The sequence below is a fragment of the Martinezella paranaensis genome (genome assembly GCF_014200235.1).
GTDB lineage: Bacteria > Pseudomonadota > Alphaproteobacteria > Rhizobiales > Rhizobiaceae > Rhizobium > Rhizobium paranaense.
In genome coordinates this window covers 81,930-106,459 of the sequence record NZ_JACHBI010000009.1, presented here as the reverse complement: position 1 = coordinate 106,459, position 24,530 = coordinate 81,930, and the positions used below count along the sequence as shown (strand labels likewise).

Annotated in this window: 20 protein-coding genes and 2 pseudogenes; 9 read left to right on the top strand and 13 right to left on the bottom strand. The window is 59.2% G+C overall.

Annotated elements, in window-relative coordinates; genetic code table 11:
• Positions 1-70 precede the first annotated feature (70 nt).
• The gene (locus tag GGD50_RS21365; RefSeq protein WP_183939098.1) at positions 71-352 is read right to left on the bottom strand and encodes a YiaA/YiaB family inner membrane protein; all 282 of its coding nucleotides are present in this window, start codon (positions 350-352) and stop codon (positions 71-73) included.
• Between the two features lie 37 nt (positions 353-389).
• Positions 390-1,079, bottom strand: a complete 690-nt coding sequence (locus tag GGD50_RS21360; protein WP_183939096.1) for a PspA/IM30 family protein — start codon at positions 1,077-1,079, stop codon at positions 390-392.
• A 110-nt stretch (positions 1,080-1,189) separates the two neighbouring features.
• Here GGD50_RS21360 and GGD50_RS21355 point away from each other — a divergent pair, with 110 nt between their 5' ends.
• Positions 1,190-1,798 carry a TetR/AcrR family transcriptional regulator gene (locus GGD50_RS21355; protein WP_183939094.1) on the top strand — a complete coding sequence of 203 codons (609 nt, stop codon included), beginning with the start codon at positions 1,190-1,192 and terminating at the stop codon, positions 1,796-1,798.
• A 329-nt stretch (positions 1,799-2,127) separates the two neighbouring features.
• On the opposite strand, the gene GGD50_RS21350 is transcribed toward GGD50_RS21355, so the two are convergent.
• Together GGD50_RS21350 and GGD50_RS21345 are read right to left on the bottom strand one after the other, a co-directional pair.
• Positions 2,128-2,943 carry a galactosyl transferase gene (locus tag GGD50_RS21350; RefSeq protein WP_183939092.1) on the bottom strand — a complete coding sequence of 272 codons (816 nt, stop codon included), beginning with the start codon at positions 2,941-2,943 and terminating at the stop codon, positions 2,128-2,130.
• A 429-nt stretch (positions 2,944-3,372) separates the two neighbouring features.
• Positions 3,373-4,380 (bottom strand): LacI family DNA-binding transcriptional regulator, encoded by a 1,008-nt coding sequence (locus tag GGD50_RS21345; RefSeq protein WP_183939090.1) that lies wholly within the window; start codon positions 4,378-4,380, stop codon positions 3,373-3,375.
• 278 nt (positions 4,381-4,658) lie between these two features.
• On the opposite strand from GGD50_RS21345, the pseudogene GGD50_RS21340 reads away from it, so the two are divergent.
• The 6 genes and pseudogenes from GGD50_RS21340 to GGD50_RS21315 all read left to right on the top strand — a co-directional run bounded on the left by GGD50_RS21340 (position 4,659) and on the right by GGD50_RS21315 (position 11,036).
• A pseudogene (locus tag GGD50_RS21340) lies at positions 4,659-5,901 on the top strand (alpha-L-fucosidase).
• A 34-nt stretch (positions 5,902-5,935) separates the two neighbouring features.
• The gene (locus tag GGD50_RS21335) at positions 5,936-6,721 is read left to right on the top strand and encodes a DUF4037 domain-containing protein (protein WP_183939088.1); all 786 of its coding nucleotides are present in this window, start codon (positions 5,936-5,938) and stop codon (positions 6,719-6,721) included.
• A gap of 86 nt (positions 6,722-6,807) precedes the next feature.
• Entirely contained in the window at positions 6,808-8,022 is a 1,215-nt protein-coding gene (locus tag GGD50_RS21330; protein WP_183939086.1) for an ABC transporter substrate-binding protein, read from the top strand.
• A 100-nt stretch (positions 8,023-8,122) separates the two neighbouring features.
• On the top strand, positions 8,123-9,028 hold the full coding sequence (locus GGD50_RS21325; protein ID WP_246451407.1) for a carbohydrate ABC transporter permease: 906 nt from the start codon (positions 8,123-8,125) through the stop codon (positions 9,026-9,028).
• Positions 9,018-9,872 carry a carbohydrate ABC transporter permease gene (locus tag GGD50_RS21320; protein WP_183939084.1) on the top strand — a complete coding sequence of 285 codons (855 nt, stop codon included), beginning with the start codon at positions 9,018-9,020 and terminating at the stop codon, positions 9,870-9,872. The genes GGD50_RS21325 and GGD50_RS21320 overlap by 11 nt, the downstream gene beginning before the upstream one ends.
• Before the next feature lie 261 nt (positions 9,873-10,133).
• Positions 10,134-11,036 (top strand): alpha/beta hydrolase, encoded by a 903-nt coding sequence (locus GGD50_RS21315; protein WP_183939082.1) that lies wholly within the window; start codon positions 10,134-10,136, stop codon positions 11,034-11,036.
• A 131-nt stretch (positions 11,037-11,167) separates the two neighbouring features.
• On the opposite strand, the gene GGD50_RS21310 is transcribed toward GGD50_RS21315, so the two are convergent.
• Complete coding sequence (locus tag GGD50_RS21310; protein WP_183939080.1) at positions 11,168-11,644, bottom strand: Lrp/AsnC family transcriptional regulator; 477 nt, start codon at positions 11,642-11,644, stop codon at positions 11,168-11,170.
• A 143-nt stretch (positions 11,645-11,787) separates the two neighbouring features.
• Between GGD50_RS21310 and GGD50_RS21305 the strand changes: the two genes are divergently transcribed.
• Both GGD50_RS21305 and GGD50_RS21300 read left to right on the top strand, forming a co-directional pair.
• On the top strand, positions 11,788-12,807 hold the full coding sequence (locus tag GGD50_RS21305; RefSeq protein WP_183939078.1) for a 1-aminocyclopropane-1-carboxylate deaminase: 1,020 nt from the start codon (positions 11,788-11,790) through the stop codon (positions 12,805-12,807).
• Positions 12,808-12,865: 58 nt separating this feature from the next.
• The gene (locus GGD50_RS21300; RefSeq protein WP_183939076.1) at positions 12,866-15,247 is read left to right on the top strand and encodes a 1-deoxy-D-xylulose-5-phosphate synthase N-terminal domain-containing protein; all 2,382 of its coding nucleotides are present in this window, start codon (positions 12,866-12,868) and stop codon (positions 15,245-15,247) included.
• Between the two features lie 140 nt (positions 15,248-15,387).
• Here the strand turns inward: GGD50_RS21300 and adh are convergent, their stop codons facing one another.
• The 8 genes and pseudogenes from adh to GGD50_RS21260 form a co-directional block, all read right to left on the bottom strand.
• Positions 15,388-16,896: an aldehyde dehydrogenase gene (adh, locus tag GGD50_RS21295; protein WP_183939074.1), complete on the bottom strand. Its 1,509-nt coding sequence runs from the start codon at positions 16,894-16,896 to the stop codon at positions 15,388-15,390.
• Positions 16,897-17,117: 221 nt separating this feature from the next.
• Complete coding sequence (gene purU / locus GGD50_RS21290; RefSeq protein WP_183939072.1) at positions 17,118-18,002, bottom strand: formyltetrahydrofolate deformylase; 885 nt, start codon at positions 18,000-18,002, stop codon at positions 17,118-17,120.
• A gap of 117 nt (positions 18,003-18,119) precedes the next feature.
• Positions 18,120-19,426 (bottom strand): annotated as a pseudogene (glnT, locus tag GGD50_RS21285) (type III glutamate--ammonia ligase).
• Positions 19,427-19,505: 79 nt separating this feature from the next.
• Positions 19,506-20,834: an FMN-binding glutamate synthase family protein gene (locus GGD50_RS21280; protein WP_183939070.1), complete on the bottom strand. Its 1,329-nt coding sequence runs from the start codon at positions 20,832-20,834 to the stop codon at positions 19,506-19,508.
• A gap of 14 nt (positions 20,835-20,848) precedes the next feature.
• The gene (locus GGD50_RS21275; protein WP_183939068.1) at positions 20,849-21,535 is read right to left on the bottom strand and encodes a GltB/FmdC/FwdC-like GXGXG domain-containing protein; all 687 of its coding nucleotides are present in this window, start codon (positions 21,533-21,535) and stop codon (positions 20,849-20,851) included.
• 57 nt (positions 21,536-21,592) lie between these two features.
• Positions 21,593-22,498: a class II glutamine amidotransferase gene (locus GGD50_RS21270; protein WP_107107280.1), complete on the bottom strand. Its 906-nt coding sequence runs from the start codon at positions 22,496-22,498 to the stop codon at positions 21,593-21,595.
• A 272-nt stretch (positions 22,499-22,770) separates the two neighbouring features.
• Positions 22,771-23,442, bottom strand: a complete 672-nt coding sequence (locus GGD50_RS21265) for a helix-turn-helix domain-containing protein (RefSeq protein ID WP_181316011.1) — start codon at positions 23,440-23,442, stop codon at positions 22,771-22,773.
• Between the two features lie 37 nt (positions 23,443-23,479).
• Positions 23,480-24,472 (bottom strand): GlxA family transcriptional regulator, encoded by a 993-nt coding sequence (locus tag GGD50_RS21260; protein WP_107107281.1) that lies wholly within the window; start codon positions 24,470-24,472, stop codon positions 23,480-23,482.
• Positions 24,473-24,530 lie beyond the last annotated feature (58 nt).

Below are 24,530 nucleotides of genomic sequence, written 5' to 3'. Positions count from 1 at the left end.
CAACAAGACGCACAGAGTAGTTACGCAAAGGTTGAGCGCAGATACAACCCTGTGGCGTCGTTAATAAAGTTTAGTCCTGACCGTCACGATTGAACTTAACCAGGAGCTTCTCCGTGCGGGCATCCTCGACCTTGCGGATCAGCTTGTCAGCCTCGGTATTGTCGCGGATCGTCTTCGTAACATTGACCGCGGTCTGCACCAGCATCAGGATGCCCATGGCGAGATAGCCTTTGCCCCAGAGATCGATCGGCATCATGTAGAGACCGACGAAAAGCATGAAGGCGGCGGCGCCGAAGGAGATGTAGGAAAAGTTGACCCAAGCCTGGGAATGTTTCTGGAAGCTGTCGTTCATGATCGTATCCTCTCTTCTATGTTTGGTGTGTTCGGTTTCAGGCGGCTGAATTCATGCGTTCGCGAAGGCGGGCAAGCACGTCGTCGGCCGAAGGGCCAAGCGGTGCGCCGAAGCCGGCGCTGGCGAGTTTTTCGATGACGATTCCCGGCCGGTTGGCAGCGTCCATTTCCTTCATGGCCGATGCCGTGATCTCGCAGCGATCCTGATAGGCCCGAAGGCGGGCAAGCGTCTCCTCAGCCTCGTCCAAGGTTGCCAGGCCGGAGTTGTCGTCGCAGGCCTCACTAAGTTTCTGTGTCTGCTCAGTGGCCCGCGCCAGGCGCTCGCCACGCTGCAATTCCTGCAGCCGCGCTTCAGATGCACGGACGGTTGCTTTCAGCTTGCCAATCGTCCGGGTGAACTGCGCCTGCGCCTTCTCGGAAGCATCCCGCTCGGCTTCGAGCTGGGCAATCACCTCAGCCGCCTCCCGGGCAAGCTCATCGCTCCCCTTCTGCAGGGCGGCAACCGCCCGGGTTTCCAGATCCGCGATGCGACCGACAATCACCGCGTGCCGGCTCTTTTCCTGCTCGTTCTGCGCAATAGCAATGGCCACTGCCCGCCGTGCCGACTGGATGGCGTCAGCCGCGTCGCGGATCTGCTGCGCCAACAGAGGCACGGCATGGCGATCCATGAAAGCCTGCTCCGCATCGTAGGCCCGACCGCGAATAAGCGTCAGAATTGAATTGAACATTTGTCGTCTCCCGTTTATGAACGATGTTCACGAAGCAAGATATGCCAGAATCGTGAACATCGTTCAATAACATTTTTGAACGATGTTCAAAAATCGAAATGGAATGGTTAATGGCGAGGAAAACCCTGGAAAAGCGCGAGGATCTGAAGCTGCGGCTGATCGAGGCGGCCCGCAATCGCATAGCGACCGACGGACTTTCCAACTTGAGGGCGCGTGACGTCACGCAGGATGTCGGCTGCGCTCTTGGAGGCCTTTACACCGTCTTTGCCGATCTCGATGACTTGGTCATCCACGTTAATTCGGCCACTCTGAAGATGCTCGAGGCGTTCTTGACGCTGGCTGAGGTCAAGGATCACACGCCGACGGACCGGCTGCGCAACCTTGCACGCGGCTACCTAAGGTTTGCGGTCGCCCACCGCAATTTGTGGAAGGCACTCTTCGACCACCGGCCACCAGACGACCGCCCGAGCCCCGAATGGCACCTTCAAGAGCACATGTTCCTGATGGGCGTCATTGCCGAGCCGCTCGCCGAACTGCAGCCGACCATGTCGGAGACGGCGCGCGCCATCCGCGCAAGAACCCTCTTCGGCGCCGTCCACGGCGTCGTCAGCATCAGCCTCGAAGGACGATTCGTTGGCCTACCGGTCGAAAGCCTGGAACAGGAGCTCGACGACTTCATCCTGACGATCGCAACCGGAGCCACGGCGAGACAGGGGTGACGCGTGCCAAGGGACACAAGGATATCCGCGCAGAAGGCGGCCCCTGAACTTCGAAGCGTCGGATTTGATATTCGCTTTTCTACGGCAAGTGCAATGTGTGGAGCGGCTTTAGAAGAAATGACAGAATGAGATATATTGGAGTTCCAACGCATGCCAGCAGAAAGACTGCGATCGCAAATATGAGCAATATCATCGTGCAACGCACGTAAATGTTGATTGATTTACGTGTTGGGTTACCGACTTTCATGTATGACTACTTTTAAACTGCGGACGCTCTGACGTCGTTTCAGCGATGGAGAGATATGCTGTTGCCCACCTATGCTCGCCTCTTATCTGTTTGCGTTCGCGCCGAAGAATTCATTTTGCAAGGTAGGGCTAAGTAGCCGCGCGCATCTAAGGTTGCGCACGAATTGGCGGGGCTGGCTGAGTAAAGACCTGTTCAAGAAATAAGTCCTGAGGAGATTGGAGGACTTGCTGTGGGCGCCGCTGTGGCCGACCCGATAGATTGCGCCGCGGAAAGGAAGGGATCCGAGCGGCGAGCCGGCGTCGGCGGGCAGCTTGCCGATGCGCACATGGCTGCCGAGCACGGATTTGATGTAATCGGCCTTCGCATCCTCAAAACATGCCGGCAACCTATAGAGATCGGAGCGGATGATCAGCGACGTGCCGCAATAATTGGCGAAGTCGTTGTGATGCGGCAGCAGCCGACCGCCTTCACTCCAGAGATAGCCCTGGTCGATCTTCCAGCCGTTGGCATTGGTGTTTCGGGCCACAAAGTCGACGATGTTGGCGCTGACGAAATCATCGTCATCTACGATCATGAAGAAGCGCGTGTCGCGCTGAGAAAGCATGCCAGCCAATATACGGCGACCTTTATCTAGGCGGACCGCTTCATAAACTTGTTCGCGTTCGGCGCTGTGCAGGTCGTGCAACGGATTTGGTGGGAATCTTACCCGCTGATCTGTGAAGTTCTGAGGCAGATCGGGTAGATCAGCGCCTTCATTGGCGACGATAACGGCGCGCCAGTCGCCGTTGGACTGTGCGGAGATCGACACGATCGTTTGCGCAAGTCGCCGCTTCAGTAAAGGCCAATCACTAGAATTGGCTTGATGGCGGACAGGAATGACGAAAGTCAGCAGTGTCATCAACCTGCCCTCGACAATTGAAAACGTGGCTTTGCAGCAACGGCGACGATGCAGTTGCTAGCTCAGGATCCGTGATTGAAATTCGGCCGCAAAATTTCTCAAAATGTCTTTTGATTTCGATAGATGTCCGCATCCTCAGGGCCATGGCCTATATAACGGGGTCGCTCGTGCCACGATGAGGCGCGGCGATCACTAACAACTGATTTTTCAACATTAATTGAGTTGCCGATCGTGATCTTTGCTAACGCCCAAGGGCCGGGCACAGCAATATTCGCGGCGCTTGTTTACAAAATTCAATGTTTGGATACATGCGTCGTAGGCAAGCACAAAGCGCCTAGTCTGCAACAATCTTCGTAGTGCAGTAGTCGGTGGTCGCCAGCGGTCGAGGTTGATCATTCCGGTGCGACATGTGCCAGCCGCGCAGATCCCCTAAACCCTCCGGCAGGAATTGCCCGGAACGAATTTCGGCGTCAGGACGAAATCCTGCGGCGGCTCGACGGCGCCTTGGGGGCTGGTGATCCGATGCATGAGACGCCGGCCGATGATGCCGCCGAGCGCCAATGTATCTTGAACCACCATGGTAATACGCGGTGTGATGACCGAGCTCCATTGCACATTGTCGATCATGGCGAGCGAGATATCTTCGGGACAGCGGAAGCCCAATTCCTGCATGGCCTGCAGCGCCGAGAGCGCCACGGTATTGTTGGCGCCGAGGATCGCCGTCGGACGCTCGGGCTGGATGAGCAGACGCATGGCCGCCTCATAGCCGGCCGTGCGCGTGAACTGCCCGTCGACCACGAAATACGGGTTCACCTCAACGCCGGCATTGGCCATGGTATCGGCAAAGCCGCGATAACGCTCCGTTGCCGTGTGCATATGGCTCGGGCCAGTGATGAAAGCGATGCGCCTATGGCCGAGCTGCAGAAGATGCTCGGTCAGCATCGCGCCGGCTAGGTAGTTGTCTGAGCCGACGAAATCGCGCTCGATACCGGCCACCTTCTGGTCGAAGCAGACGATCGGGACATTCAGGCTGGCGATGAAGTCGGTGTAGTCCTGATTGTAGCCTGATGGTGCAAGCGCCAGCCCTGCGGTCTTGAGGCCGATCAGGTGCTCGACCATCGCCCTCTCGCGATCTGTCTTGCCGGAGGAATCAGTCACGACGACGAAGTGCTGGTGATCGAGCGCATAATTTTCCAGCTCGCGCCTGATGTCACCGAAAAACGGGTTGCCGACATTGCCGACGACAAAGCCGATCATGCGGCTGCGCCCGCGCGCCAGGCTTTGGGCAAGCGGGTCGGCAACGAAGCCGACCGCAGCGATCGCCTGACGAATTTTCTCCAGCGTTTTCTGGCTGACACGCGCCGGATTGCTCAAAGCCAATGACACCGTCGAGACGGATACGTCAGCGAGTTTGGCGACATCGCGAATTGTGGCCATGAATTTATCGAACCGTTTCTATCCCCTTCAGCTTTCCGATCGAAAGAACCTCCATCGATGAGTCGCTGTCATAAATCTAACATCCGCCGCCCATGAAGCAATATGCAGAAAGAGATTTCAACAGCGAGCTTGACATACCGAGCGATAGATTCAATGATTAAATCGAACCGGTTCGATATTGCCATAAATCTTGGGAGGATAGCGTGAGCGACGCAGCGATCAGCAGTGGCCGTAGTGCGGCCGACGGCAAGGCATGGTTTGGACACGACCGCTTCGGCATGTTCATCCACTTCGGACTTTACGCCCTCGGCGCCCGCCACGAATGGCTGAAGAACCGCGAAGAATTCACCACCGAGGCCTATCAAAAGTATTTCGACAACTTTGACCCCGACCTCTACGATGCCCGCGAATGGGCACGCCGCGCTCGCCAAGCCGGCATGAAATATGTGGTCCTCACCGCCAAGCATCATGAAGGCTTCTGCCTTTGGGACAGCAAGGTGACTGACTACAAGGTCACCAACACGCCCTATGGCAAGGATCTGATCGGGCCTTATGTCGAAGCGCTTCGCGCCGAGGGGCTGAAGATCGGCTTCTATTATTCGCTGCTCGACTGGCATCATCCGGACTTCCCGATCGACGGACATCACCCGCAGCGCAACCATCCGGATGCCGCCAAGCTCAATGAGGGCCGCGACGTCCGCCGCTACGCCAAGTATATGCGCGACCAGGTGACCGAACTTCTGACTGATTTTGGCAAGATCGACGTCATTTGGTTCGATTTCAGCTATCCCCGTCGCGTCTACAAGGGTCTGCCCGGCAAGGGTCGCGCCGATTGGGAGAGCGACGACCTCATCAAGCTGGTGCGGCAGCTACAGCCCGACATCATCGTCGGCGACCGCCTCGATCTGCCGCGTGACGCCGATCACATGCCGGATCTGGTGACGCCGGAACAGTATACGCCGCGTGTCGCCCCAATGGTTGCCGGATTGCCGGTGCGCTGGGAAGCCTGCCATACGTTCAGCGGTTCCTGGGGCTACTTTCGCGACGACGAGCTGGAAGGATGCCGACCAGCTCATCAACATACTGGTCGATACGGTTTCGCTCGGCGGCAATCTTCTGATGAATGTCGGCCCGACCGGCCGCGGAACCTTCGATGCCCGCGCCATCAAGGCGCTCGACACCTATGGCGAATGGATGCGGCTGAATGGTCGTGCGATCTATGGCGCCGGGCCTTCTACCCATAAGGCGCCAAGCGGTTGCCGCTTCACCCAGAAGGGCAATCGGCTCTATCTGCACATCCAGACCTGGCCGTTCCGCCACATCCACATCGAAGGGCTGGGACGCAAGGTCAAATATGCGCAGTTCCTGCATGATGCCAGCGAGCTCCATTGGCTCGACCCGGATGCTGACGTCGATTCCAACATCGGCGTCGCCGTCGGAGACGGCATTCTGACCCTGGAACTGCCGGTGCTGAAGCCGGATGTCGTGACCCCGGTCATCGAGTTGATCCTCAAGGACTGAAGGAGAGCGCGAAACCCAGCCGCCCGGTGCCGTCATGAGCCGCGAAGCCGAACTCATTGCCGCAATGACCCCTTTGATCGCCGATCTGGCCGAAGAAGGCAATGGTGCCGTCGCGCTCGCCGGCTCGCGCGGCAAGGGACGCTCGGATGCGCAATCGGATTTCGACTTCCGGGTCTATGCCGATGCTTATCGCGGACCGGAGGTTCGACAAACCGCGGCGTGGTGGCGTTTCGAGACCGCGCTGCGAGGCTGGCAGGCCGAAGGCATCCGCATGGATGGTGTCTGGATGCGTCGTTACGCCGGCGTGCAACGCGATCTGGACTCCTGGCTTGCCGGCATTCTCGTGCCCAAGAGCTTCGAATGGACGATCTGGGGCTATCATCTGCCGACGGACCTTGCCAGCCAGCAGATCATCGCCGATCCGCGGGGTCTGCTGGCCAAATGGAAGCAGCAGCTTGCGCAGTATCCAGAAGCGCTTAGGGCAACCGTCCTCAGCCACTACATGGATATTCTGCGCTATTGGGCCAGGGATTATCACTACGAGAGCAAGGTTGCCCGTCGCGATCTCGTCTTTCTCGTCGGGCTGACGGGCAAGCTTGCGAACGCCATCCTGCAGACGGTCTTTGCCTTCAACCGGGTCTATTTTCCGGGTGATGGCTGGAACCTGCCCATGGCAGCCGAACTCGAACGGCTGCCACCTGACTTCCTCCAGCGCATGACCACTATTCTGGAGCCGGGACAGGGTCCCGATATCTGGCGGCGCCAGCGGATGGAGCTGATCGGCCTCATCGTCGATCTGGAGGCCATGATCGCGGCCTGAATAAGCCGCAAGACCAAGCTGGAGGGGAGCGTCCGGAGTGTGACGAACGTCACTGCAACCAAAGTCATTCAGGAGGAGGAACCATCATGAAGCGTTCATTGATCTTTGCCGCCGCCCTTGCGGCGAGTTCACTACCCGGCATCGGCGCGCAAGCGCAGGATGCACCCGTGACCCTGACCTGGCAGATGTGGGGCGAGCCCAACGATGCGCAGCTCTGGCAGCAACTGGCCGATCTCGTCACCCAGCAATATCCCGACATCAAGGTCCAGCTACAGCTTTCAGGCTGGACTGACTATTGGACGCGCCTGCCAGTGCTGACGGCATCGGGACAAGTCGCCGACATCGTCTCGATGCAGTCGATGCGCATGCCGAATTTCTATTCGATCCTGACACCCCTCGACGATTACGTGAAAACCAGCGACGTGAAGGTTGCGGATTTCGAGACATCGATCATGTCCGGGCTTTCGCATGACGGCAAGCTCTATGCGCTGCCTTACGATGTCGGCCCATGGATGGTCTTCTACAATCGCGACAAGTTCGCTGCCGCCGGATTGAAGGAACCTGCCAAGGACTGGACATTCGACGACTTCAAGGCCGACGCCAAGACGCTGACGAAGGACGGTACTTATGGTTACGGCACCCAGGCCTTCGATTTCATTGCCGGTCCCGTCGCGCTCGGTGCGGAATATTTCAATTCCGATAATGAATTCGACCTCACCAATGCCAGCTTTGTCGATGCATTCAGCAAATATGCCGATCTCACCGCCAAGGACAAACTCTCCCCCGTTTTTGCCTCCGCAGCCGATGCCTCCGCGGCAAGCGGCCGCTTCGCTTCGGGCAATGTCGCCATGTATATCGACGGTCCCTGGACGCTGATTACCGCGCAGGCCAACGTCAAGTTCAAGATCGGCATCGCGCCGCTGCCGCGCGGAAGCGGCCCGTCACGCTTCATCACAGCCGGCTCGGGCTGGGGCATCTCCACTGCCAGCCAGCACAAGGACGCTGCGTTCAAGGCCCTGCAGGTGCTGACAGGCCCGAAGGCCGCCGAAATCCTCGGTTCGGCGGGACGCGCGCTACCGGCACGGCTTGCGCAACAGACCTCCTGGTATGACGGGGCGGCCAAAAACGTCAGCGGCACCCGCGACACGCTGCAATATATGTTCTCCCACACCACCCCCTTCCGCCTTAATGAAAAATGGAACCAGTTTGAGAATCTGGTGACGCAATATGTGCCGCTTGCGCTGACCGGAGACTCCAAACCCGAAGGCGTGCTCAGCGACATTCAGAGCCAGCTTCCCTAACCCCGGGGCATCTGGCCTGCCTGCGGTCGGGCCCACCGGCTCGACCGCAGCGCCACTTGCCGGAAAGGAGAGGCCCATGATGCTGGGCAAACACACCGATATGATCGCCGAACCAGCACCCCGCTCCCGCGAATGGTTCAGAGGCGAGGGATGGACGGCATTGTTCTTTCTGCTGCCGGGCCTGATCGGCATCGTCCTCTTCCTCGTCCTGCCGATCCTGGCTTCGATCGCGCTCAGCTTCACCAACTGGCAATTGCTCGGCACGCCGCGTTTCGTCGGGTTTTCCAACTACGTGCGCCTGCTGACGACCGACCCGCAATTCTGGACGGTCATGCGCAACACCATCTTCTTCACCGTCGAATATCTGGTCCTGAATATCGTCATTTCGCTCGGACTGGCGACGTGGATTTCGAGCATCAAGATCGGGCAACGCTGGTTCCGGGTAATCTTCTTTCTTCCGACATTCACTCCGCTCATCGCCGTCGCCATGGTCTGGATGCTGATCTTCACCAGCGGTGGCCTTTTCGACAGTCTGATGACCGCGCTGTCGCTGCCGTTCACGGGCGTTCTCAACGATCGCACGCTCGCCATGCAGGCCGTCGTCCTCACCTCGCTCTGGGCCGGCGTCGGCTACAATACGGTTCTCTTCAACGCCGCCCTCGACATGGTGCCGGCCACCTATCTCGAAGCAGCGCTGATAGACGGTGCGACGGCCTGGGACCGCTTCTGGAAAATCCGCCTGCCGCTGATCTCGCCGACGCTGTTCTTCGGCACCGTGATGACGGCAATCACCTCACTACAAGTCTTCGATCAGATTTTCGTCATGACGAAGGGGGGACCGGGGTCGTCGACGGCGACACTCGGCTACGCCATCTACCAGCGCGGCTTTCAGAATTTCCAGATGGGCTACGCCTCGGCCATCGCCTGGGTGATGTTCGCGCTGATCATGGCGCTGACGGCACTGCAATTCTGGCTCCAGCGCAAATGGGTGCATTATGACGCATAGGTCCAACACCAGAGCCCGCCGGAAGCTGGCGCTCGATATTGTCAATCACTTGGCACTCACACTCGTCGCCATCGCCTTCCTGTTTCCCTTCTTCTGGATGGTCTCGAACGCCGTGCGCTCGAACGCCGAAGTGACGGCGATCCCAGCGCGCATCCTCCCTGAGGTTTTCGAATGGGGTAATTTTGCCGCTGCCTGGACCAGACTGCCCTTCGGCCGCTTCTTCCTCAACAGCGCCATCATCGCCATCTACGTGACAGCGATCACCGTCGTCGTCTCCTGCCTTTCTGGTTACGCCTTTGCGCGGCTGAAATTCAGGGCGCGCGAAATGCTGCTGCTTGGCTATATCGGCACGCTGATGGTGCCGCCGCTGATGCTCATCATCCCGCTATTTCTAATCGTCAACAAGCTGGGCCTCGTCAACACCTTCCCCGGCGTGATCCTGCCGGTCTCCTTCGGTACGTTCGGCGCATTCCTGATGCGGCAGTTCTTCCTCTCCATACCCATGGAGCTTGAAGAGGCAGCAAGGATCGATGGCGCCTCGCGCCTGCGCATCCTCGTCAGCATCATCGTGCCCCTGTCGATGCCGGCGATCGGACTTCTGTCGCTCTTCACCTTCATCGGACAATGGAACAATTTCCTCTGGCCGCTGATCGTCATGACCGGCGCCGACAACGCCACCCTCCCCGTCGGCCTCACCCTGTTCCAGACGCAGCAAGGCACGCAGTGGAACTACCTGATGGCCGGCGCCACCCTTTCCATGCTTCCAGGCATCTTCCTCGCGATCATCCTGCAGAAACTCATCTACAATAGCATAGCCCTCAATGCGGGCATGGGCGGGCGCTGAGGTGCCGGCCATAGAGTTCCGGGACGCCGTAACTGTCGAAGCCCGGCATCCTGATAGTTGGCCTGCAGACGGCCCTGTCTGCGGACACCGCTGCGTTCTTGCAACGGCGCAAAGGCGATTCTATTCTGCGGCTGAGGTATTCCCCAAGAATGTCCCAAAGGGACAGAATGAGCCTGGCGACATTGAGCCCGGCTAGCGGCAATCACATCTGCATCGACTGAAATCCAGCAACGATCCATCCGGGCCTATATGGAGATCAAGATGGCGGACCACCGCGAAATCGATGCTATCCGTGCTCTGCTGAGTTCAAAGCCTCGCCCTTTCGGATGGGCCGAGCGCCGTCATAGAATCGAGGAAGTCGGCGCGGCCTGGCCGATTGCCGACGATATCAAACTGGAAACGGTTGAGTTGAACGGCCTCTCCGCGGAATGGTCAATGGCGCCGGGCAGCGATGCTTCGCGTATTCTCATGTTCTTCCACGGGGGTGGTTATTGCTCCGGCTCGATCGTCAGCCATCGCCGCCTGGTGACCGAAGCCGGGCGGGCGGCAGGTGTGCGGACGCTTGCTGTCGGCTATCGCCTTGCGCCGGAAAACCCGTTCCCGGCGGCCCTCGATGATGCGATCACCGCCTGGCGCTTTCTGCGTGGACAGGGCATAGCCGCCGAACACATAGCCATTGGCGGCGATAGTGCTGGTGCGGGTCTGACCGTCTCGCTGATCAGCACGCTGCTTACCGGCGGCGAAGCCTTGCCGGCGTGCGGCTGGCTGATTTCACCTTGGGCCGATCTGACCCTATCCGGTACGACGCTTGCAACGAAGGATGCGATCGATCCGCTCATTCACAAAGGCTATTTGCTTGAGCTCGCCGACGCCTACGTGCCCCAGAACGTGGATCGCAAGGATCCGCGCGTGTCCCCGCTCTATGCCGATCTGAAGGGCATGCCGCCGCTCCTCATCCAGGTCGGATCGGATGAAAGCCTGCTTGCCGATGCCACAAGATTTGCAGCGGCTGCGGGCGAAGCCGACGTCGAGGTGACGCTCGAGATCTGGCCGCGCATGATCCACGCATGGCCGCTATGGAACGCAAAGCTCGAAGCGGGACGGCAGGCTATCATGCATGCAGGAAACTTCATTCGACGATGCATTGATGGGGCACACAGATAGCGGGCCGCAGATGTTGCCAATGAGCGCTTGCGCCTTGATCCGTGTGCAACCTCCATTCCGTACGCGCCGGTTGGGATTCGAATCGGCGGCCCCGAACGACATCACTTGGCACAAAGCAGCTTCTGGAATTCTCAAAACGGCAGCCGTGCATTCTCCTTGACTTCTTTCATCACGAAGAAGGTTCTTGTCTGGCGGACGCCAGGTAACGCAATGAGCTTCTGGCCGTGCAGCTTATTGAAATCTGCCATGTCGCGCACGCGGATCTTCAGGAGGTAGTCGAAGTCACCCGCGACGAGATTGCAGTCGAGCACTTCCTTCATTTCCATCACAGCGCCTTCGAAGGCGGCAAAGCTTTCTGGTGTCGAGCGATCGAGCACCACGCCGACCATCACCAGCGCTCCCAACCCGACGGCTGCGGGCGCCACTTCGGCGCGGACGCCGGTGATATAGCCCCCATCGAAAAGCCTCTGCGTCCGCCTGTGGCAAGTGGCGGCGCTGACATTCACGCGCTCGGCCAGCTCTGCATTTGTGAGCCGGCCCTCCGACTGCAGGGCACGCAGGATCTTCAGGTCGATACGGTCGAAATCCGCCATGGAAGAATCTTTCATTTTCTCTTAAAAAATTGAAGAAAGAAATCATACTTGCGCGAAGATACCGATCGAAAAGAAAAACGGCAACGAAGTTAGAGAGCACCTTTCATACGATTTCTCCTATCCTCCAGCTACAAAATCAACACGGAGGGCCACGATCGATGTCACTGCTCGAAAAATTCGAACGCTATCCACTCACCTTCGGCCCGACGCCGATCGAGCATCTTCCGCGGCTGACGGCCGCCCTTGGCGGTAAGGTGCAGATCTATGCCAAGCGTGATGATTGCAATTCCGGCTTGGCCATGGGCGGCAACAAACTCCGGAAGCTCGAATATATTGTGCCCGATGCGATCGCGTCGGGCGCCGATACGCTGGTCTCGATCGGCGGCGTACAGTCGAATCATACCCGCATGGTCGCTGCCGCCGCCGCCAAGATCGGCATGAAATGCGTGGTCGTTCAGGAGAAATGGGTGCCGCATTACGATGCGGTCTATGATCGTGTGGGCAATATCCTGCTGACGCGGCTGATGGGCGCCGACAGCCGGCTGGTCGAAGACGGCTTCGACATCGGTATCCGCAAGAGCTGGGAAGACGCGATCCAGTCGGTGAAGGATGCCGGCGGCAAACCCTATCCGATCCCGGCCGGCGCCTCGGTGCACAAATACGGTGCTCTCGGCTATGTCGGCTTCGCCGAAGAGGTTGCGGCGCAGGAAAAGGAGCTTGGCTTCACCTTCGACTATATCGTCGTCTGCGTCGTCACTGGTTCGACCCAGGGTGGCATGATCGTCGGCTTTGCCGCGCAGGATCGGGCGGAGCGTGTGATCGGCATCGATGCATCGGGCACGCTCGACCAGACCCGCGCCCAAGTCCGCAAGATCGTCGACTCCACGGCCGAATTGGTTGGTCTCGGCCGGTCAATCCGCGAGAGCGAGATCGTCATCAACCCCGAGTATGCCTATCCTGCCTATGGCGTGCCGTCCGAGGAGACCAATGCGGCAATCAGGCTTGCCGCCCGTACCGAGGCGATGATCACCGATCCGGTCTATGAAGGCAAATCCATGCAAGGGATGATCGATCTGACGAAAAAGGGCTTCTTCCCCGAAGGTTCGAAGGTCCTTTACGCCCATTTGGGCGGTGCCCCGGCGCTCAACGGCTATAGCTACTACTATAAGGACGGCTGAGGACAGCGCTCGGCCGGGGCCGAATGCATTGATTGTCCACTCGTTTGCGGAGCCAGCGATGACGGACACAAGGCATCTGACGACCATCGAAAAGCGCCTGCTTTGGCTCTCCCATTGGATGATCCATCATGCGAACCATGTTCGGCCGAAGGTCGATGGCATCAAGACGGGAGGACACCAGGCGAGCTCGGCCTCCGTCGTGTCGATCCTGACGGCGCTCTATTTCTCAGCTCTTCGACCCGAAGACCGTGTGGCGGTCAAACCGCATGCCGCACCGGTCTTCCATGCGATCCAGTATCTCATGGGACGCCAGACGCGCGAGAAGCTCGAGAATTTCCGGGGTTACGGTGGCGCGCAGAGCTATCCGAGCCGCACCAAAGATACCGACGATGTGGACTTCTCCACCGGTTCGGTGGGCCTGGGCGTCGGCATCACGGCGCTTGCCTCGATCGTGCGGGATTTCGTCCGCGCCAAACAGTGGGGTCATGGCAAGCTCGGCCGCATGGTGGCGCTCGTCGGTGATGCCGAACTCGATGAAGGCAATGTCTACGAGACATTGCAGGAGGGTTGGAAGAACGATCTTAGGAACTGCTGGTGGATCATCGACTACAACAGGCAGTCGCTCGACGGCATCGTTCGCGAGGGTCTGTTCGAGCGGGTCGAAAAGATCTTCGAGGCCTTCGGTTGGGATGTCGTGCGCGTCAAATATGGCTTGCTGCAGCGTGCGGCCTTCGAGGAGCCGGGCGGGGCAAAGTTGCGCGACTGGATCGACAACTGCTCGAACCAGGAATACGCCGCATTGACCTTCATGGGAGGTGCGGTCTGGCGCAAGCGTCTGCTCGACGATCTTGGTGATCAGGGCGACGTCTCCGCGCCGATCGAGCGTCGGAGCGATGCCGAGCTTTCGGCGTTGATGGAGAACCTCGGTGGCAATTGCGTGGAGACCATGGCCAATGTCTTCGCCGGCATCGACCATAACCGGCCGACTTGCTTCCTTGCCTATACGATCAAGGGTTGGAGCACGCCGATTGCCGGTCACAAGGACAATCACGGCGGGCTGATGACGGTGAAACAGTTCGCCGAATGGCAGGCGCATATGGGCATCGCGCCAGGGGAGGAATGGGACCCCTTCGCAGGCGTGCCTGACATCGCCGCGCTCAAGGCGTATCTCGCTTCGGCGCCGTTCTTTTCCTCGGGGACGCGACGCCATGCCGACCGTCGGCTAGAGGTGCCGCGGATCGAATTCGAGACGCAAAGGGAAGTTGCGACGCAACTCGCCTTCGGCAAGATCCTTGACGACCTGGCTAAGGGCAACTCCGATCTCGCCGCGCGCATCCTGACGACATCCCCGGACGTGACGGGCACCACCACCCTCGGCGCTTGGGTCAACCGGCGCAAGCTGTTCGCGCGCTCTCAGGCCGATGCCTTCATCGAGCACCGCATCGCATCAACGGCGAAATGGGAGTTCACGCCGGAGGGACAGCATGTCGAACTCGGCATTGCCGAGATGAACCTGTTCCTGCTGCTCGGGGCCGCAGGCCTCAGCCATTCGCTGTTTGGCAAGCGGCTTATCCCGATCGGTACGGTCTACGATCCCTTCGTCTGCCGCGGCCTCGATGCGTTGAACTATGCCTGCTACCAGGGCGCACGCTTCATGATCGTCGGCACGCCTTCGGGTGTGACGCTCGCCCCCGAAGGAGGCGCGCACCAGTCGATCGGCATGCCACTGATCGGCATGAGCCAGGACGGTCTCGCCGCCTTCGAGCCCGCCTTTGCCGACGAGCTTGCCGTCATCATGGAATGGTCGTTCGACTACATGCAGCGCGATGGCGAGGGCGATCCGGACGAGCGCACATGGCTGCGCGACGAAACAGGCGGCTCCGTCTATCTGAGGCTCACCACCAAGCCACTTGAACAGCCACTGAAGCGCGTGGACGATGATTTCCGCCGAGGCTCCGTCGATGGCGCCTATTGGCTGCGAAAGCCGGGACCGAACTGCACTGTCGTGATCGCCTATCAGGGCGCGGTAGCGGATGAAGCCATTGCGGCGGCCGGCATGATCGGCGAGTTCCGCCGCGATGTCGGCGTGCTTGCCGTCACTTCAGCCGACCGCCTGAATGCCGGCTGGACAGCGGCGCAGCGCGAGCGCGCCCGCGGCAATCCGCACGCCGTCAGCCATATCGAGCGGCTGCTCGATCCACTTCCGAGCCATTGCACCATCGTCACCGTCATCGACGGTCATCCCGCCACGCTCTCCTGGCTTGGCGCGGTGGCAGGCCACAAGACCATTGCGCACGGTGTCGAGCATTTCGGCCAGACCGGTACAATCGGCGATCTCTATCGGAATTTCCGGATCGACCGGCATGCGATTGCAGCCTCCGTGCTGGCGCTCACGGCTGGTCGGCGAGTGATGGAGCCGCAGGCAATGCTTTTCCCGTAGGCTCCGCAGACGTCGTTTGGCGTGCTCCAATCAATCCGCCTGCTATCGGCAAGAAAAGTGAGCTTGGCGCAATAGGTTCCAATCAACACGAAGGGCCTCCGGCCACAGCCGGAAGCCCTGCATAGTCGCTTGAGAGGAGATCAGAAGAAGCCAAGCGCCTTCGGGCTGTAGCTTACCAGCATGTTCTTGGTCTGTTGGTAGTGATCGAGCATCATTTTATGCGTTTCGCGGCCGATGCCAGATTGTTTGTACCCACCGAAAGCAGCATGGGCCGGATAGGCATGGTAGCAATTGGTCCAGACGCGGCCGGCCCGGATCTCCCGCCCGAAGCGATAGGCGCGATTGCCATCACGGGTCCATACGCCGGCACCGAGGCCGTAGAGCGTGTCGTTGGCAATTTCCAGCGCTTCCTTCTCGTCCTTGAAGGTGGTCACCGACACGACCGGGCCGAAGATTTCCTCCTGGAAGATGCGCATCTTGTTATGGCCCTTGAAGATCGTCGGCTTGATGTAGTAGCCGCTTGAAAGCTCCCCACCGAGATCGTTGCGGCCGCCGCCAGTTAGAACTTCAGCCCCTTCCTGCCTGCCAATATCGAGATAGGAGAGGATCTTTTCCATCTGCTCGTTGGAGGCTTGGGCGCCGATCATCGTGGCGGCATCGAGCGGGTTGCCCTGCTTGATCTGTTCGACACGCTTCACGGCCTTTTCCATGAAACGATCGTAGATCGACTCCTGGACCAACGCCCGGCTCGGGCAGGTGCAAACTTCGCCCTGGTTCAACGCGAACATGGCGAAGCCTTCGAGCGCCTTGTCCAGGAAATCGTCGTCTTCCGCCATGACGTCCGCAAAGAAGATATTCGGCGACTTGCCGCCGAGTTCGAGCGTGACGGGGATCAGGTTCTGGCTGGCATATTGCATGATAAGCCGGCCGGTCGACGTTTCGCCGGTGAAGGCAATCTTGGCAATACGCGTGCTGGTCGCAAGTGGCTTGCCCGCTTCGAGACCGAAGCCGTTGACGATGTTAAGCACGCCGGGAGGTAGCAGGTCCCCGACGATTTCCGCCCAGACGAGCAGCGAAGCGGGCGTCTGTTCGGCGGGCTTGATGACGATGCAATTGCCGGCGGCCAGCGCGGGCGCCAGCTTCCAGGCAGCCATCAGGATCGGAAAATTCCACGGGATGATCTGGCCGACGACGCCGAGCGGCTCATGGAAATGGTAGGCGACCGTGTCCTGATCAATCTCGCCGATCGAGCCTTCCTGGGCGCGAATGCAGGAGGCGAAATAGCGGAAATGATCGATGGCGAGCGGAATGTCGGCTGCCATGGTCTCGCGGATCGGCTTGCCGTTGTCCCACGTCTCGGCCTGAGCAAGCGCTTCGAGCTTGTCTTCCATCCGCTGGGCGATCTTCATCAAGATGTTCGAACGCTCGGCTGCTGATGTCCTTGCCCAGTTGTCCTTGGCGGCATGGGCGGCATCCAGCGCCGCATTGATGTCGTTCTCATCGGAGCGCGGAATCTCGCAGATCTTGCCCCCGTTCACCGGCGTGATGTTGTCGAAATATCTGCCGCCGATCGGCTCGCGCCATTCGCCGCCAATATAGTTGCCATATTTCAGCTTGAACGGAGATTCGACGATTTTCTGATGCAGCATGCCATCCTCCCTTGGTCGAGATAAATCCAGGTCTGAAACCCGATGGGAGAAATTTGCGCGTCTTCGTCGCCGAACGACAGGGTGCGCAGTCCATACCGCAGTGCACAGTGTCGCAACACTGCGACACTTTCGTTCGGTCAATACGGATCCCGCGTCCTCATCCTACGATAGAGCAGGGCACGGATCGTGCCGAGCGCCGGGCGATCAGCTTGGCGATTTTATCAGCCCATCCGCTCGGAAGCGTAGGACCCAGGGCTTGCCGGGAATACGACGGTGCGGTTGCCATTGATGAAGGTGCGATGGTGAATATGGGCGTGGATGGCGCGCGCCAGCACCTGGGCTTCCACGTCGCGTCCGAGAGAGACGTAGTCCTCCGCGGACTGCGCATGCGTGATGCGTACCGTATCCTGCTCGATGATCGGACCTTCGTCGAGGTCGGCAGTGACGTAGTGCGCCGTGGCGCCGATCAGTTTCACGCCGCGCTCATAAGCCTGCTTGTAAGGATTGGCGCCCTTGAAGCTCGGCAGGAACGAGTGGTGAATGTTGATGATGCGGCCGGACATCTTTTGGCAAAGCGCGTCCGAGAGAATCTGCATGTAGCGAGCGAGAACGACCAGTTCTGCGCCCGATTGCTCGACGACTTCCATCAAGCGCGCCTCGGCCTGGGGTTTATTGGCCTTGGTCACGGTGATGTGGTGGAAAGGAATGTCGTGGTTCACCACCTGCTTTTGATAGTCGTGGTGATTGGAAACGACCCCGACGATGTCGATCGGCAGCGCTCCGATACGCCAACGATAGAGAAGGTCGTTCAGGCAATGCCCGAAGCGGGATACCATCAGGATGACCTTCATCGGACGTGACGCGTCGACCAATTCGAAGCTCATCTCGAACTGCTTGGCAACCTTTTCGAACCCTTCCCGAATTTCTGCCTGGGTCGCGCCGTCTTCCGAGACGAACGTGACTCTCATGAAGAACTTAGTGTTCTGAAGATCATCGAACTGCGAGGAGTCGATGATGTTGCAGCCTTTCTCAGCTAGATAACCCGATATCGCAGCGACGATACCGCGGGTCGACATGCATGAAACCGTCAGAATGTACTGAGACATGGGGCTTTCCGAATAAAGAAGAATGACCCGTGCCGCGGCACGGGTGCAGGCCGAACAAAGAAGAAAGACCCGTGCCGTGGCACGGGTGCAGGTGGCCGCAGACGCGGCTGGGAGAACTCAAATGTCGAGAGTGGTGCTCCGCTCCCACTCGGTGAAATGCGAGCAATAGGTGTTCCACTCGCCATGCTTCAGTTTGAGGTAAGCGGAGGAGAACTCCGTACCGAGCGAAGCTCGCAATTCCTCATCCTTCTCGTATTCACGCAGCGCGTCGAGAAGATTGAGGGCAGCTTTGGAGCGTCGGTCACGGTATGCCCGTCGCGATACATATCGATATCATAGTGGCAGCCGGGATCGGCTTTCGATCGAATTCCCGAAAGGCCGGCGGCGATAATAATCGCCTGCAGGAGATACGGGTTTACCGCACCATCTGGCAAGCGGAGCTCGAAGCGGCCCGGGCCGGGCACGCGCACCATGTGCGTGCGGTTGTTGCCGGTCCAGGTGACGGTGTTCGGCGCCCAAGTTGCGCCCGAGATCGTCCGTGGTGCATTGATCCGCTTATAGGAATTGACGGTCGGGTTCGTAACCGCGGCCAGCGCCGACGCATGTTTCATGATGCCGCCAAGGAAGGTTTTACCTTGGGCGGAGAGCCCAAAGGGCATTTCCTTGTCCGCGAAGGCGTTTACCTTGCCATCGATATCCCAGACCGAAATGTGGGCATGGCACCCATTTCCCGTCAGACCCTTGAAGGGCTTCGGCATGAAGGTCGCGCGAAGACCGTGCTTTTCGGCGATCGACTTGACCATGAACTTGAAGAAGGAGTGCTTGTCCGCCGTCTTGAGAGCATCGTCATATTCCCAGTTCATCTCGAACTGGCCGTTCGCGTCCTCATGATCGTTCTGATAGGGCTTCCAGCCGAGTTCGAGCATGTAGTCGCAAATCTCGGCGATGACATCATACCGACGCATCACGGCCTGCTGATCGTAGCAAGGCTTCTCGGCGGTATCGAACTGGTCCGAAATCACGGAGCCATCCGCAGAGATCAGAAAGAACTCCGGCTCTACACCGGTTTTCACCCGAAGCCCTTCTTTCGCAGCTTCAGCGACCAGTCTTTTCAACACCACACGCGGAGCCTGTTCAACAGGTTGATCTTCCATCACGCAGTCGGCTGCGACCCAGGCAACGTCCTTCTTCCAGGGTAGCTGGATGACGGAGGAAGCATCGGGAACCGCGAACAGGTCGGGATGGGCAGGCGTCAGATCGAGCCAAGTGGCGAAGCCTGCAAAGCCGGCGCCATCTTTCTGCATATCGGCAATGGCTTCTGCCGGGACCAGCTTGGCGCGTTGGCCGCCGAACAGGTCCGTATAGCTGATCATGAAATATTTGATGCCTTTTTCAGAGGCGTATTGCGAGAGGTCCAGTGTCACGTTCGTCCCCTTGTATTGATCTTAGACACTTGATGGTGAGGCCGGCCGCATCCTCCCAAACGCGCCCGGCCGGGTGTTTTTAGAAACCGGTCTTGCCCGGGATCCAGTTGGTGCCGGCGAGCGGCACCTGCGCCATGGCCGACGCCTCGATCGTCAGTGCAACGAGGTCTTCCGGCTCCAGGTTGTGCAGGTGGTTCTTGCCGCAGGCGCGCGCGATCGTTTGAGCCTCGAGCGTCATGACCTTGAGGTAGTTGGCAAGCCGGCGACCGGCCGCAACCGGGTCAAGGCGTTTTGCGAGTTCCGGGTCCTGGGTCGTGATACCAGCCGGATCCTTGCCTTCATGCCAGTCGTCATAGGCGCCGGCCGTTGTGCCGAGCTTCTGATATTCCTCTTCCCAGCGCGGATCGTTATCGCCGATCGCGACGAGTGCCGCCGTGCCGATCGCGACCGCGTCGGCGCCCAGCGCCAGTGCCTTTGCAACGTCAGCGCCCGAGCGGATGCCACCTGAAACGATGAGCTGCACCTTCCGATGCATGCCCAAATCCTGCAGCGCCTGGACAGCCGGACGAATGCAGGCGAGAGTCGGCATTCCGACATTCTCGATGAAGACATCCTGCGTCGCCGCCGTGCCGCCCTGCATGCCGTCGAGCACGACGACGTCGGCGCCCGCCTTCACGGCCAGAGCGGTGTCGTAATAGGGCCGCGCGCCGCCGACCTTGACGTAGATCGGCTTTTCCCAATCGGTGATCTCGCGCAGCTCCATGATCTTGATTTCGAGATCATCGGGGCCGGTCCAGTCCGGATGGCGGCAGGCCGAGCGTTGGTCGATGCCCTTTGGAAGGTTACGCATATTGGCGACGCGGTCGGAGATCTTCTGGCCGAGCAGCATACCGCCGCCACCGGGCTTGGCACCTTGGCCAACCACGACTTCGATTGCGTCGGCGCGGCGCAGATCCTTCGGATTCATGCCATAGCGGGAGGGCAGGTATTGGTAGACCAGCGTCTGCGAATGGCCGCGCTCCTCATCCGTCATGCCGCCGTCGCCGGTGGTGGTTGACGTGCCGGCAATCGTCGCGCCGCGACCGAGCGCTTCCTTTGCATTGCCGGAAAGCGCACCGAAGCTCATGCCGGCAATGGTGATCGGCGTCTTCAGCGTGATCGGCTTCTTGGCGAAGCGCGAGCCGAGCACGACGGTCGTGTCGCACTTCTCACGATAGCCTTCGAGCGGATAGCGCGAGATGGAGGCGCCGAGGAACAGCAGGTCGTCGAAATGCGGAACCTTGCGCTTGGTGCCAGCGCCGCGGATGTCATAGATGCCGGTCGCAGCCGCGCGGCGGATTTCGGCGAGCGTATAGTCGTCGAAGGTCGCGGACTTGCGTGGCGGGGTATAAGGGTTGTGATAGCTCATGGGTGTCCCTCGCCTCAGTACGCGTCGGCGTTGTCGATGTTGAAATTGTAGAGCTTGCGGGCGGAGCCGTAGCGCTTGAACTCTTCGGGCCTGACGCCCGTGACCCCCGCCCTGTCGAGCAGTTCGGCAAGCTTATCCAGATGTTCCGGCCGCATCTCTTTCTCAATGCAGTCGGAACCGAGGCTCTTGACCTCACCGCGGACAAAAAGCTTGGCTTCGTAGAGCGAATCCCCCAGCGCATCGCCGGCGTCGCCCAGCACGACGAGATGACCGGACTGGCCCATGAAGGCCGACATGTGGCCGATGCTGCCATGAACGACGATGTCGATGCCCTTCATCGAAATGCCGCAGCGCGACGCCGCATTGCCCTTGATGACGAGCAGGCCGCCTCGGCCTGTGGCGCCGGCATATTGGCTGGCGTCGCCCTCTATGACGACCGTGCCGGACATCATGTTTTCGGCAACGCCCGGACCGGCCGACCCATGAACCGTCACCCTGCCGCCGTCATTCATGCCGGCGCAGTAGTAGCCGACTGATCCTCGGACAGCGACCGTAACGGGGCTGTCGATGCCAACGGCAACAGCATGACTGCCGCGTGGGTTGATGACTTCGAATTCCGTATCGTTCGCACCTTTGGAAAGGGCATGCAGCGCGCTGTTCAACTCGCGAAGAGGGGTGTTGGAAAGATCGAATGTGGGCATTGAATCCTCATTGTTCCGGGAGACGGTCTGAGCCGGCTCCTCCTTTTCAGGCGTCCCTCAGGCGGCCTTGTCGTGATCCCAGAAGTAAACGGTTGCCGGCTCCGGCTCCCAGACACGGGCATTCTCGATGCCGGGAAGGTTGACCAGCGCGCGATATTCCGAGCCGAAGGCGACATACTGGTCTGTTTCGGCCATGACGGCAGGCTTGCATGCGATCGGGTCGCGCACCACGCCGAAGCCGGACTTGGTGCCGACAACGAAGGTGAAGAAGCCATCGAGATCGTCGAGCGCACCGGTCAGCGCCTGGCCGAGATCCTTGCCCTTGGCCATTTCGGCCGTCAGATAGGCGGCGGCGACTTCGGAATCGTTCTGCGTCTCGAAGGTCATGCCTTCGCGTACCAGCTCGCGGCGCAGGTTGTTGTGGTTGGACAGCGAGCCGTTGTGCACGAGGCACTGGTCGGCGCCGGTCGAGAACGGGTGGGCGCCGAGCGTGGTGACGGCGGATTCAGTCGCCATGCGGGTATGCCCGATGCCGTGGGTTCCGCTCATCGCACGGACGTCGAACCGCGCCACGACGTCTTTTGGAAGACCGATTTCCTTATAAATCTCGACGCTTTCGCCCGATCCCATGAGACGGACTGCCGGGCGGATCTCTTCGAGCACTTTGCGTACATTTCCGAGCATGGATGCTTCCAGCTCGATGATCGCATGCGTGCTCTTGATCGACACATCGGCTCTAATGCCCGCCTTCTCAAGGTCACCAGCAAGGCCTTCGAAGTCCACGCCCGGATTGGCGGACTGGACGGTAATTTTCGCCCTGCCCTCAGCAGAACCGCCATAGATTGCGATGCCAGCCGAGTCCGGTCCGCGATCCGTCATGGTGATCAGCATATCCGAGAGCAGATTTCCAAGCTGAGGCTCAAGGCTCTTGTCCTTGAGGAACAGTCCAACAATGCCGCACATAGCGTGTGCCTCCGTTCAGTTGATGGAGAAACAGCTAGCACGCAGATTATCCTAGATCAACTCGGAAGAACTAAATGTTCGTAAGAAGAAACATTTTGGTTAGGCGATGGGCAGAATGCGTAAAAGATGCGCGGCAAAATGGGGCAAATGCCCATTGAGTGGACGCACTGGAAATACATTCAGGGAAATCGGCGCGCAAAAGCAGCGGCCTTTGGCTCTACAAGGATGCCAAAGGCCGCGATGTCTGCGCAATTCGACAGGCCAGAAGCCGGTCAGGCTTCGCTGCCAGCTTTGTTTGGATAGGAAATGATCGAAAGATAACGGCATGGAAGCTGAACGAGCTGTTCCGGTCCGTGCGGAGCGTCAGCGTCGAAGAAAAGGCTGTCCCCCGGCTCCATGTCATAGAGCTGGTCGCCATGCCGATAAACAACTCGACCTTCGAGCATATGAAGGAACTCCATCCCATCGTGCTGGAATGTCGGGAAAACATCCGACGCTGTCGTCAGCGTGATGAGATAGGGCTCAACCGAAACGCCGGTTGTGTTGTTATCGATATGTCCAAGCAGGCTATACTGGTGGCCAGCACGCGTGCCTCTTCGCTCGATATTCAGCCCCTGCCCCGACTTCACGAACGTAGCCTTGTGTGGCTCCTCGTATCCGCGAAAAAAGGTCGTGATCGGCACGCCGAGCGCCTTGGACAGAGATTGCAAAGTGCCGAGCGAGGGGGAGATGTTGCCGCGTTCGATCTTCGAGAGCATTCCGGATGAAACACCCGTTGCGCTCGCCAGATCCGCGATGGTGATGTTCAGCTTCTTACGGCACTCCTTGACAGCGTGGCCGATAGCCAGCTCAAGATTGTTTTCACGTGGTTCACGGACAGCGTGGGGATTTTGATCAAGCCAGTGTTTTACGGCCATCGCTTCCGCGAGTTTTTCTGCAGTCATTTATGCGTCGCTTTCCGCGTCGTTGGATTCTCAGATCTTACTCTAAAGCATATTCTGCGCTTCGTGCAGTCTTCGCTGCACGTCGTGCATCCTTGGGGCGCAAGCCAAAGAATGCTGTGAAGGCGTTCGAGAACTGTGCGGCGTTGGAAAATCCCGTCGCAAAGGCAACTTGTGAGACCGACAAGGCACTCTGCTCTATCAATCGCCGGGCATGCTTCAGACGTATCGCACGGTAGGCGCTGGAAAAGGTCGTATCCTGATGCTCGATAAACAGTCGGTTCAGGTGACGGGTACTCACGCCCGCCCACGTCGCCATCGCGTCCCGGCTAAGAGGGTTTTCTATGGAGATCTCCATCTTCTCCAACACGGAAAGAAGGACGCGGTGATGGGTCCCAAACCGTTCGGCGGATGAACCTCTCTGAGGATCCACCGAATCTCCAACCGCTGTGTGAAGATACCAATCGCTCACTCGCCGTGCGAAATCGGCTCCCATACGATCGGTGATGAGGGCGTGCATCATATCCAATGGTGCCACGCCGCCGCCGCACGTGATTCGTGCTCCGTCGATAACAAATCTCGTCTGTCTTGGTGTGAGGTGAGGAAACGTCTCGCGCAACAATGCGGCATGTTCCCAGTGGATCGTAAATTCATGATGATCAAGGAGGCCGGCGGCTGCGAGCATATAGGCTCCGCTCGAAATCGCGCCAATCTTCACACCCTGTCGAGCGAGCTTCCGCAGATGGGGATAAAGACTATCTGCCCCGGCCCAGTCTGCAGGACCACCGCCCGCGCAGACGAAGATGGTGTGAAAGGTGTCTCCCGTTTCGGCCAAGTCCTGACATTTCAGGTCAAAGCCCGCCGAACAGCTTACTGAAGCTGCATTCACCGAAAGTGGAACAACCTCGTACAAAGGGCTTCCAGAGATGAGATTGGCCGCCCGCAATGGTTCGGTCGCCGAGGCATAGCTCATGAGAGCGAAATTGCGGACCGGTACGAACCCGATCCTTTGTGTCATGCTTTTGTCGGTCATGTCCCAAAACACATGAAATACGTCCTTCTACAGCAATAATTGCGATGAAAGGCATGTT